This is a genomic window from Mesorhizobium sp. M5C.F.Ca.IN.020.32.2.1, from assembly GCF_004023105.1.
Lineage (GTDB): Bacteria > Pseudomonadota > Alphaproteobacteria > Rhizobiales > Rhizobiaceae > Mesorhizobium > Mesorhizobium wenxiniae.
The window spans coordinates 1-10685 of the sequence record NZ_RZSX01000112.1 but is presented as its reverse complement, the minus strand read 5'-3'; the positions used below and the strand labels follow the sequence as shown (position 1 = coordinate 10685).

The 10685-nt window shown below is 62.0% G+C and carries 11 protein-coding genes; 6 read left to right on the top strand and 5 right to left on the bottom strand.

Translation table 11 applies throughout. The features are described from left to right. The 3 genes from EOA86_RS08325 to EOA86_RS08315 all read right to left on the bottom strand — a co-directional run. A partial coding sequence (locus EOA86_RS08325) for an FGGY family carbohydrate kinase (protein WP_245497172.1) occupies positions 1-687 on the bottom strand: 687 nt, incomplete at its 3' end. Positions 688-775: 88 nt separating this feature from the next. After that, positions 776-1729, bottom strand: coding sequence for a shikimate dehydrogenase (locus EOA86_RS08320; RefSeq protein WP_127209399.1), 954 nt, complete (start codon positions 1727-1729; stop codon positions 776-778). 79 nt (positions 1730-1808) lie between these two features. Beyond that, positions 1809-2450: a glucose-6-phosphate isomerase gene (locus tag EOA86_RS08315; RefSeq protein WP_128341198.1), complete on the bottom strand. Its 642-nt coding sequence runs from the start codon at positions 2448-2450 to the stop codon at positions 1809-1811. 229 nt (positions 2451-2679) lie between these two features. On the opposite strand from EOA86_RS08315, the gene EOA86_RS08310 reads away from it, so the two are divergent. The 6 genes from EOA86_RS08310 (at position 2680) to EOA86_RS08285 (ending at position 8936) form a co-directional block, all read left to right on the top strand. Further along, positions 2680-3333 (top strand): orotidine 5'-phosphate decarboxylase / HUMPS family protein, encoded by a 654-nt coding sequence (locus tag EOA86_RS08310; RefSeq protein ID WP_164891623.1) that lies wholly within the window; start codon positions 2680-2682, stop codon positions 3331-3333. Beyond that, a complete protein-coding gene (locus EOA86_RS08305) occupies positions 3276-3824 on the top strand; it encodes an SIS domain-containing protein (protein ID WP_127209402.1) in 549 nt (182 codons plus the stop codon). Before EOA86_RS08310 ends, EOA86_RS08305 begins: the two co-directional genes overlap by 58 nt. A gap of 303 nt (positions 3825-4127) precedes the next feature. Beyond that, positions 4128-5600: an extracellular solute-binding protein gene (locus EOA86_RS08300; RefSeq protein ID WP_128341196.1), complete on the top strand. Its 1473-nt coding sequence runs from the start codon at positions 4128-4130 to the stop codon at positions 5598-5600. Between the two features lie 71 nt (positions 5601-5671). Continuing rightward, entirely contained in the window at positions 5672-6811 is a 1140-nt protein-coding gene (locus tag EOA86_RS08295) for a sugar ABC transporter permease (protein ID WP_206629975.1), read from the top strand. Further along, positions 6808-7854, top strand: a complete 1047-nt coding sequence (locus EOA86_RS08290; RefSeq protein WP_128341195.1) for a carbohydrate ABC transporter permease — start codon at positions 6808-6810, stop codon at positions 7852-7854. The genes EOA86_RS08295 and EOA86_RS08290 overlap by 4 nt, the downstream gene beginning before the upstream one ends. A 5-nt stretch (positions 7855-7859) precedes the next feature. After that, positions 7860-8936, top strand: coding sequence for an ABC transporter ATP-binding protein (locus EOA86_RS08285; protein ID WP_127209406.1), 1077 nt, complete (start codon positions 7860-7862; stop codon positions 8934-8936). A gap of 6 nt (positions 8937-8942) precedes the next feature. Here EOA86_RS08285 and EOA86_RS08280 read toward each other — a convergent pair whose 3' ends face one another. Both EOA86_RS08280 and EOA86_RS08275 read right to left on the bottom strand, forming a co-directional pair. Continuing rightward, the gene (locus EOA86_RS08280) at positions 8943-10451 is read right to left on the bottom strand and encodes a tripartite tricarboxylate transporter permease (protein ID WP_127209407.1); all 1509 of its coding nucleotides are present in this window, start codon (positions 10449-10451) and stop codon (positions 8943-8945) included. A 10-nt stretch (positions 10452-10461) separates the two neighbouring features. Then, positions 10462-10685: tripartite tricarboxylate transporter TctB family protein (locus EOA86_RS08275; RefSeq protein ID WP_206629974.1), on the bottom strand; the 224-nt coding region annotated here is incomplete at its 5' end.

Below are 10685 nucleotides of genomic sequence, written 5' to 3'. Positions count from 1 at the left end.
GGTCTCACGCGCCGCCTGTTCGGTGACGTGGCCGACGACATCCAGCGGGTTGCGAATTGGCGGCAACTTGGCGGCATCCAGACCCATGCGCTCGATCATCACCGGCGACCAGTCGAGCCGCTCTGGGTTCATCAGGAAGCTGCAGGACCCATCGCCAGTATCCATGGCAATCTCGCCGGTCAGCCGGTAGTTGATGTAATCCTTCGGCATGATGGCGACTGCGCTGCGGGCGTATGCGGCGGGATCGTTGTCTCGGACCCATTGCAGTTTGAAACCCGGCCATGCGGGGGTCGGCGTGTTGCCGCTTTCGGGCAGGTAGCTGTCCGGCTCATTCGCTTCCTCGAAGCGACGTACGAGATCGATGGTGCGCTTGTCGTTCCAGAGCGGCGCCGTCTCGCGCGTCAGCGCTCCGTGCGCATCGAGCAGGACCAGCCCGTGCATCTGCCCGCAGACGCAGATGGCGGAGATGCGTTCGCGGGCGCCATGGAGGCGGTCCAGCACCATCTTGACGCTCGCTCGCGCACCCTCCCACCAATCGACCGGCCGCTGTTCGGCCCGGCCGAACTCCGGCACGATCTGGTCGTGCTCTCGCGACGCAAGTTCGAGGATATTGCCGGTGACATCGATCAGAGCGGCGCGGACGCTGCCGGTGCCGACGTCGATGGCAAGGAAAAGCTCGCCGCTCATTTCGGCAGATTCCTGAGATGGGCAAGCATGTGATCCTCTGTCTATCGGTCAGAGCAAGCGCGGCGTGACGAGAATGCGTTCCATGGCATTAGCCTTTCGCCGCTTCGATGGCGATGCGCGAAATCTTTTCGAAATCCGGCCCCGACACCGGGATCGCGATGTCGAAGACCTCTGCGATCACCTGCGTCCAACCATGCAGGAAATATGTCCAACCGTCCTCGATCTGCAACTGCTGTCGGGCCTGCTGCCGCCTTGCCTGGTCAAGGAAGATCAGGTCACCGCGATAGTTGAGATCCCAGGCAATGCCGCGCTGGGGGAACACGCCGTCATCAGTGATCGGCGAGCCTGCGGCGTCCTTGCCAAGTCCGGTCGCGTTGATCACCAGCGAGCCTGGTTTCAGCGCCGCCAACGTCTCATCATTGATCTCGGGTCTGTCTGCCAGGACATACTCGATCTCGACCGTCGACATCATCTCTCCGTGGATACGCTCGATTTCGTCGAGGCGCGGCTGCGAACGGTTGGTGACAACGATGCGCGAAGGTACGTCGGCGCCACGTTCCTTGCGCATCAGGTGCCAGGTGATCGCAATCGTCGATCCGCCGGCGCCCATGGACAGGACTTCCGCGCCGGTGTCTGCGAAGTATCCCGCCGGGACGAAACCATCTATCGCAAGGCCCGAAGAGATCGGATCCTTGGCATGGCAGATGAGTTTGCCGCCCCGCTTCGACAGGCAGCTGGTCTCGTGCATCAGGCGAGCGTGCGGATCGATCACGTCGAACAGGTCGCGCGCTGCGTTGAAGAGATCGATCTTGTGCGTGGTGACGAGCGCGCCAAGCGACAGCGGGTCGGAGTTTATGAAGGAGACGACCTCACGGTAGGCCTCCGGATCGGCATGAAGCGGAAAGTCGATGCCCTTGAGAACCGCATCCTTCAGCCCGAGGTGGCGCGCCCATGCAGGGAAAACCCGCATGATCGAACTGCTCGTTGTCGTGACACCGATAAAATAGAGTGTCGGCCGGGTAGCCGGCCGATAGCGACTCATTTGCCGATCTCCCGGATTTCCCTCGCGCGCAGCACAGCCGCAGCAGTGCGAAGTGAAGCAGCGATCTCGAAGGGAGCCTTCATGCCGGCACCGTGCGGGATTGTTGCCCATAGAGGGCGGAGATCAGCTTCGCGTCACGCGGTCGCCAATCCGGGTTGTCGACTTCCTTCCAGCCTCCATCGTCGGCGACCACGCGCGAGCGCATGCCTCCCGATTTTGCGATGATCTCGTAGTCCTGCCCTGAATCGGCCGGATAGCAGAACAGCATCACCAGATCGTCTTCCCCGACATTGATCGAGCGGTGGATCCAGAAAGGGGGGACGTAACAGACGGTCTGCGCATCGACGGACAGGATCCGGATTTCGCCCTCCGGCGATTCCATCAGCATGAGGCCGTGCCCCTTCTGGCCATGGTAGATCTCGGGCCGGTCGGCCTGGTTGTGGATGTGACCGCGTGTCATGAAATACTCGTCGCCGACTTTTCCGGGCGCCATGCGCGTGACGCCGAAAATCAGATCGCCCGACTGCTCGGTCGGTCGGAACTCGGAGACCTCGTAGACGATGCGCTCGCCCCACGTCGCGCGCATTGCTTCGAAGGCAGCGGGGTCCGCGTAGAGCCCGTCCAGATCGCAGAAGCGTTTTTGGTAGCTGCCGGTCGCATTTCCCATCGCACCAGTCGACAGATCGACCTTGCATCCAATGGGCTCAAACAATCTTGTCAAAGGACTACCTCATATCGCGTTACTGTTGGCATCGGCGCTGATCTGGACTGCACCTCCTGCTTTTCGACAAGAACCACACTTGCTTTGCAGGGTACGATTTGCTCTCCCTATGCAGACCAGCTTGGAGGTTGCTGGATTATGGCAGATTTCGACTACGAAGCACACGACAGTGAATTGGGCGTTGTCGTCATGCCGCCCCCGCTTTCTTAAGCAATCCGAGAGAACCGCCTTGCTTCTCCAAGTCGCCTTCGACAAGCCTGAACACCTGGCCCTGCTCCGGCAGATGAAGGCGTTCGCCGACATTATCGAGATCGGCACGCCGTTGCTGAAACGCTTTGGCCTCTCTGCCATTACCACGGCGCGCGAACTCTGCCCTGAAATCATGGTGTTGGCTGATACCAAGACCGTCGATGGCGGCCAGCTCGAGGCTGATATGGTATTCGGCGCCGGTGCCGCGTTCATGACGGTCCTGTCGTGTGCTTCGTCCGCCACCCACGAAGCAATAGGAAAACGTGCCGCCGCCTTCGGCGCGACGGTCATCGTCGATACCATCACCGAGTCGGGCGAGGCAGAATTGCTTCCCTTGAATGCTGTCTTCCCCGAAAGCTTCGGCTATGTCGCGGTCCACTCGCCAACAGATGCGCGGCTGGCGGGCAACACCTCCACGTCCCATATTGTGAGAAAGATGCACGATCGCGGCTTCCTGGTTTCGCTCGCCGGCGGGATCGGCCCCGACACGCTGGAGGCGGTGATCGCAGTCGAACCCGAAATCCTCGTGGTTGGCAGTGCCATTACAGAATCCGCAAGCCCGAAAGAGGTAGCACGATGGATTCGCGACAGATTGCCCAATCCAGGCCGTGGCTGGCCGTGGGACAGGAGATAACCGACCTTCTTGGCCGGATCGACGTCGACGCCTTTGCAAGACTGGTGCAGGCGTTCGATGATCCCGGTCAGCGATGGTTCTTTTCCGGGCAGGGGCGTTCCGGCCTTGTCGCGCAGATGGGCGCGATGCGCTTCATGCACCTTGGCCGAACGGTGCATTTCGTCAGTGAGGTATCGGCGCCGTCGATCCGCAAGGGCGATGCGCTGCTGATCATCTCCGGCTCTGGAGAGACACCGGTCAGTACAGGCTTTGCCCGCATCGCCAAGGCTGAAAGCGCCAAGATCGTTACGCTGACGCATAAGCCAGCGGGGACCTTGGCCGGCATTGCCGACGTCACGCTGCATATACCCATCGAGGAATCGAAACAGTTTGGCGGCAGCCTGTTCGAGCAATCCTGCTTCATCCTGCTCGACAGCGTTGTGTTCGGCTTGGCGCAGCAGATACCAGACGCGCACAAGCTGATGTTGTCCCGCCACACCAACTTGCAGTGACGCCCGTGCCGACGGTGCGAGCACCGGTGACGGGATTGTCGACCGGGTGGGATTTTCTCAGGCAAGATCGAGCGGTCTCCTGGCGGCGCCGCGCTCAAACCGCTGCGCGCTTTAGGGCGATATGCCTCAGCCCGGAAGCCCCGAGGTAGCTCATCTTCCGTTACGGCATGGCACTGGACTCGCTGTGTGATGCCGATATTGTACTTGAGGAGCGTTGGTGCCGTGCTCTGGCGGCGGCAACCGACGGAGATACCGGCAGCTGGTTCGCAGGAACAAGTCCCGGTCAATATGGGAGGAAGTCTGATGAGAATTGGGGCCTTTTTGGCCGGCTTTTCGGCCTTTTCTGCGCTTGTTGGCGCACCTGCCTTCGCGCAGGACAAGCCGTTTGCGGGAGTTACCGTGAACGTTATTACGCAGACCGGTGCGATTCAGGAGCCTCTACAGAGGCGCGCGCCCGAGTTCGAAGCGCTCACCGGCGCCAAGATCAATGTCATCGCGGTGCCCTTCTCGGATCTTTATCAAAAGATCCTCACCGACTGGGCGAGCGGCACCAACTCGGTCGACGCCGGCGTGTTCGCCCCGCAATGGATGGTCGACTACATCGCCGGCGGCTACCTCGAGGACCTGACGCCGCGGGTCGAGGCCGACAAGGACATCCAGCAGGAGGATGTGGGCGCGTTCTTCCGGGACTTCTCCGAGAAGTACAGCGGCAAGACCTACATGATCACGCTCGATGGCGACTTCCATATGATGTACTACCGCAAGGACGTGCTGGAAGCGGCCGGCCTGGCAGTGCCGAAAACCTGGGACGAGTATCTCGAAGTCGCCAAGGCAACGCATGGCAAGGATATGAGCGGCGATGGCACGCCGGATTTCGGCTCGTGCATCGCCAAGAAGCGCAACGCGCAGAGCTACTGGTTCGTCACCGATGTGGTCGGCTCGATGACCCAGTCCAAGGGAACCAGCCAGGGCACCTTCTTCAACACCAAGGACATGACGCCGCTCGTCAACAACGACGCCTTCCGCAAGGCGCTCGACTTCCTGTCTGAATCGACCAAATACGGCCCGCCGGACGAGCTAAACCTCGATGTCAGCGACACAAGGCCGCTCTTCGCTTCCGGCCGCTGCGCTCTGAACCTCGACTGGGGTGATGTAGGCACGATCTCGATCGACCCTGCCCAGTCCAAGGTGATGGGCAAATGGGGCGCGGCGATCATGCCTGGATCCAAGCAGGTCCTGAACTGGGACACCGGCAAGCTAGAGGCCTGCACGGCCGAAAACTGCCCGCACGCGATCGACGGCGTGAACCATGCACCATTCGCCGCCTTTGGCGGCTGGGGCGGCGGCATCAACGCGGCGGCCGATCCAAAGGTAAAGGACGCCGCCTACGCCTACTTTTCGTTCATGACGCAGCCGGCACAGTCGAACGCCGACGTGACCGTCGGCGGCACCGGCTTCAACCCGTATCGCACCTCGCAGCTAAGCTACAGCGACCTTTGGAAGAAGGCCGGCATGAGCGAGGAGGAGGCAAAAGTGTACCTGGGCGCGATCAACAGCAGCATGAGCAGCCCGAACATGATCCTCGACCTGCGCATCCCACAAAATCAGAAGTATCAGCAGGTCGTGCTGGACGAGGCGGTCTCGCGCTTCCTCGCCGGCGAAATCGATAAGGAAGCGACAGTCGCCGCGGTCGAGGAAGGCTGGAATGAGCTGAACGAAGAGATTGGCAAAGACGAGCAGCTCAAACTTTACAAGGCCACCATCGGCGCCAAATAGGCAGCCAAGCAATCGACCCGGCGTGGCATCGGTCCGCGCCGGGTCTTATGCCTGCCCCACTTTCCCGGGTTATGATGACCGCAACCGACACTATGCCAGGAGCTGCCGACCGCCGCAGCTGGGCCGAATGGCTGGACGGTCACTCGGGCCGGATCATGGTGTTGCCAGCCGTCGTCGTGCTCCTCTGCTTCGCGATTTTTCCACTCATCATCTCGGCCTATCTCGCGCTTTCGCGCTTTGCGCTCGCGCCGGGCGGATTTACGCTGAAATTCATCGGACTTGTGAACTTCCGCAAGCTGCTGGTCGGCTCGCAGCAGTATCACCTGCTCGGCAAGTTCGGCACCTTCGGTTTTGTACAATCCGTTTTGCTGGCGTTGATCGCGGCAGGGCTGCTTTTTCTTCTCGCCCGCTATCTCCGGCGTGGCAGGCCGACGATCGCCGGCATGGTTGGTCGCCTTCTCGCGACGGCAACGGCTATGGGCCTGGCGGTACTTGCGCTGGCCATCATGGCGCCGGGCGGCGTGCCGGGGACCGTCGTCAACACGCTTCTCTACGTGTTCGTCGGCGTATCCGTGCAATTCGCACTGGGGCTGGGCCTCGCGCTCCTCTGCGGCCAGCCGATCCGCGGCCGGAATTTCTTTCGTGTCCTCTTCTTCATCCCGCTGATGGTAACGCCGGTCGGCATCGCCTACACGTTTCGCATGCTCGCAGACATGCAGAAGGGGCCCTTCGCCCCGCTCGTGCGCGCTTTCGGCATCAGCGAGTGGTCGTGGGCAACAGAGGCCTGGTCGGCGCGACTCATGGTGTTGGTCGGCGACACCTGGCAGTGGACGCCGTTCATGTTCATCGTGCTGCTGGCGGCCATTGAGAACCAGCCGCGCGATCAGGTCGAGGCGGCGCGGCTCGACGGAGCCAACGGCTTCCAGATTTTTCGCGACATTACCTGGCCAGCGATCGCGCCGATTGCCGCTACCGTCGTGCTGATCCGGCTGATCGAGGCCTTCAAGATCATCGACCTGCCGAACGTGCTCACCGGCGGCGGCCCTGGCCTGGCAACGGAATCGATGACGCTCCATTCCTTCATATCCTGGCGCACCCAGGATCTTGGCGGCTCGGCCGCTGTCGGCTACATGCTCCTGTTCATCTCGACCATCGTATGCGTCTCGTTCTTCAACTTCGTGGTCCGGCCGGCGCGCCGGTTCGAAGCATGAACACCGAGCCCCGCTCACTGGCGCGCCGGCTGTTCGAGCCGGCCTCGATCGACAGCCAGGCGCCGGTCGCCAAGATCGTGACCTATGCGCTGCTGTTCCTGTGGACGCACGTTGTGGTGGTTCCTCTCTACTGGGTGCTGATCACCTCCTTCAAGGGGCCCGGGGAGGTCGATAACGGGCCGTTCTATCTCCCGTTCGTCGACTTTGCCCCCTCGCTGCAGGCATGGGATTTCATGCTCGTGCAGAATTACACACTGCGCCCTTATATGAATTCCGTCATCGTCGCGGTGGCCAGCACGCTGCTCGCAGTCCTGATCGGCTCGCTGGCGGCCTACGCGCTCGTGCGTATCCGCTTCCAGGTGAAACTCGCCGCCGTTGCAATCTTCCTGATCCTGCTCACCGCAATCATCGTGGCAGTGGCCACTTTCGGCGTGCGGTGGGAGATCGCCATTGCCGTGGCGGCCGCTCTCTTCATCATTGCGCTGTTCACGCTCGTTGGACGCACGAAGCTTGCGGTCGGCAATAACGACATTGAGTTCTGGATGATCTCGAACCGTATCATGCCGCCGATCGTCGCCGTATTGCCGATCTATGTGATGTTCCAGCAGATGCGCCTGCTCGACACGCAGGTGGCGCTGATCGCCACCTACACCGCCATCAACCTGCCGATCGTCGTGTGGCTGACGCGCGATTTCTTCGCCGGCATCCCGCTCGACCTTGAGGAGAGCGCACAGATAGACGGAGCCTCCAAGTTTCGCGTGTTCTTCACCATCGCGCTGCCGCTGGTGCGATCCGGCTTGGTCGCGACTTTCCTGCTGGTACTGATCCTTGCCTGGAACGAGTATCTGCTGGCCCTCTTCCTCTCCAATGCCGATGCGCAGACCATGCCGGTGCTGGTATCGGCACAGAATACGACCCGCGGTCCGCAATGGTGGAACATGTCGGTGTTGATCACCGTGATGATCGCCCCCGTGATCGTCATCTCCACCATCCTGCAGAAGCACATCGCGCGCGGGCTGCTGGTCGGCGCAGTGAAGGGCTAGTCGATATGCGGGTCACCCTGTCCGATATCTACAAATCCTTCGGCGTGGTCGAGGTGGTCAAAGGGCTCGACCTGGAGATCGAGGACGGCGAGTTCCTGGTGCTGCTCGGCCCGTCGGGCTGCGGCAAGACGACGGCGCTGCGCATGGTCGCCGGGCTTGAATCAGTGAGTTCCGGCCGCGTCCTCATCGGCGACCGCGACGTAACCCACGTACTGCCCAAGTATCGCGACGTGGCGATGGTGTTCCAGTCTTACGCGCTCTATCCGCACATGACGGTCGCGGAGAACATCGCATATCCGCTGAAGCTGCGGGGCGTACCACGAACCGAACGCGACGCCTCCGTCCGCAGCGCTGCAGTAAAAGTCCACCTGGAGGAGTTTCTCGACCGCTATCCACGGCAGCTTTCCGGCGGTCAGCGGCAGCGCATCGCGCTCGCCCGCGCCATGGTGCGGCGGCCGAGCGTCTTCCTGATGGACGAGCCGCTCTCCAATCTCGACGCCAAGCTGCGCGGCCACATGCGCTCGGAGCTGAAGCGCCTGCAGGCAGATCTGGGCGTGACGACGATATACGTCACCCACGATCAGATCGAGGCCATGACCTTGGCTCACCGTGTTGCCATCATGAACCGGGGTGTCGTGCAGCAGATCGCGACGCCCCGACAGATCTACGACGATCCGGCGAACCTGTTCGTCGCCGGCTTCATCGGCTCGCCGCCGATGAATTTTCTCCAGGGCGAGCTGGTCCAAGGTGCGTTCGCCTGCGCAGAAGGGCGATTTGCGACCAGCGTTGCCGAAAGCCGGAAAAACGTCACTGCCGGCCTCCGGCCCGAGGATTGCCGGGTCACGGGCGCATCGGAGGGCAAGATCGCGGCGCGGGTCTATGCCGTGGAACTGATGGGCGATCATACCTTGATCACCTGCCAATTCGGTGGGGCCACCGTAACGGTCAAGGCCGATAAATCGGCGCATTACGATATGGATGAGCCGATCGGGATCACATTCCATGACACTGCGGTCTTCCTGTTCGATTCGGAAACCGGCACCCGCATCGGCGGCCGCGGCCGTGGAGAAGCGGCCGCGTGACTCTCGCTAATTCTCCTCCACGAACACCTCTTCGCGCTTCTTCTTGACCGCCGGCAGGAAGACGATGACGAGCACGGCGAGCGCGATGAAGAGCAGGCCGGCGCTGATCGGCCTCGTCACGAAGGTGCTCGGGTCGCCGCGCGCGAGAATCATGGCGCGGCGCAGGTTTTCCTCGAGCAGCGGCCCGAGCACGAAGCCGAGCAGCAGCGGCGCGGGTTCGCAGCGCAGCTTGGTCAGGAGGTAGCCAAGCAAACCGAAGAAGGCGACGGCGTAGAGGTCGTAGATGTTGGTGTTGACGCTGTAAACGCCGATCGAGCAGAACGCCATGATGATCGGGAAGAGCACGTAATAGGGGATCGTCAGGAGTTTTACCCAAAGCCCGATCAGCGGCAGGTTCAAGATGATCAGCATCAGATTGCCGATCCACATCGAGGCGATGATGCCCCAAAACAGCGCCGGCTGTTCGATCGCGACATTGGGGCCGGGCACGATGCCCTGGATGATCATCGCGCCGATCATCAGCGCCATGACCGGGTTGGCCGGAATGCCGAGCGTCAGCATCGGGATGAAGGAGGTCTGCGCGCCGGCATTGTTGGCCGATTCCGGTCCGGCGACGCCTTCGACGGCGCCCTTACCGAATTCCCCGGGGTTTTTCGATATACGTTTTTCGACCGTGTAGGAGGCAAAGGCTGCAAGGATCGCGCCGCCTCCCGGCAGGATGCCGAGCGCCGAACCGATGGTCGTTCCGCGCACGATGGGCGCGGCCATGCGGCGAAAGTCCTCGCGGGTCGGCATCAGGCCGGAGACACTTCGGATCATCACGGAGCGCTCGTGCTCGTTTTCAAGGTTGCGCAGGATTTCGGCAACGCCGAAGACGCCGACCGCCACCGCGACGAAATTCAGCCCGTCGGCATATTCTCGGATGCCAAGCGTGAAGCGCGGCGTGCCGGTGTAGATGTCGGTGCCGACAATGCCGAGCAGCAGGCCGAGCACTACCATCGCCAGCGCCTTGACGATCGAGCCGTGGGCGAGCGCGACGGACGAGACAAGGCCGACGATCATCAGCGAAAAATATTCGGCTGCGCCGAATTCCAGCGCGATCGCCGTCAGCGGCGGGGCAAAGATGGCGACGAGGAAGGTCGACACCGTGCCGGCGAAGAACGAGCCTATCGCCGCGATGGCGAGCGCCGCCCCGGCGCGACCGTTCTTGGCCATCTGGTAGCCGTCGATTGCGGTGACGGCTGACGAGGATTCGCCGGGCATGTTGATGAGGATGGCGGTGGTCGAGCCGCCATATTGCGCGCCGTAATAGATGCCGGCGAGCATGATCAGGGAGGAGACCGGGTCGCCGATCTGGAAGGTGATCGGCAACAGCATGGCGATGGTGGCGGTGGCACCGATGCCGGGCAGGACGCCGATCAGCGTGCCGAGAAGGACGCCGATCAGGCAGAAGCCGAGGTTTGCCAGCGACGTGGCTGTCGAAAAGCCGAGCGCGAGGTTGTCGAGGAGTTCCATATTCATCTCCTCAAAACTGCAGCCACGGGCCGAAGCGCCGGAACGGCAGGCCGAGCGCGTAACTGAAGACGAGGAACGCAAACAGCGTCAGGCAAGCGGAGAGCACGAGCGCGGTCAGCGGCCTCATGCGACCGCTGGCAAACGATGCGATCAGCGCCGTCAGGAAGATCGAGGGGAGGAAGCCGAGGCCGCGTACGGTCAGGCCGAAGAAGATCGGGGCAGGCAGGATGAACA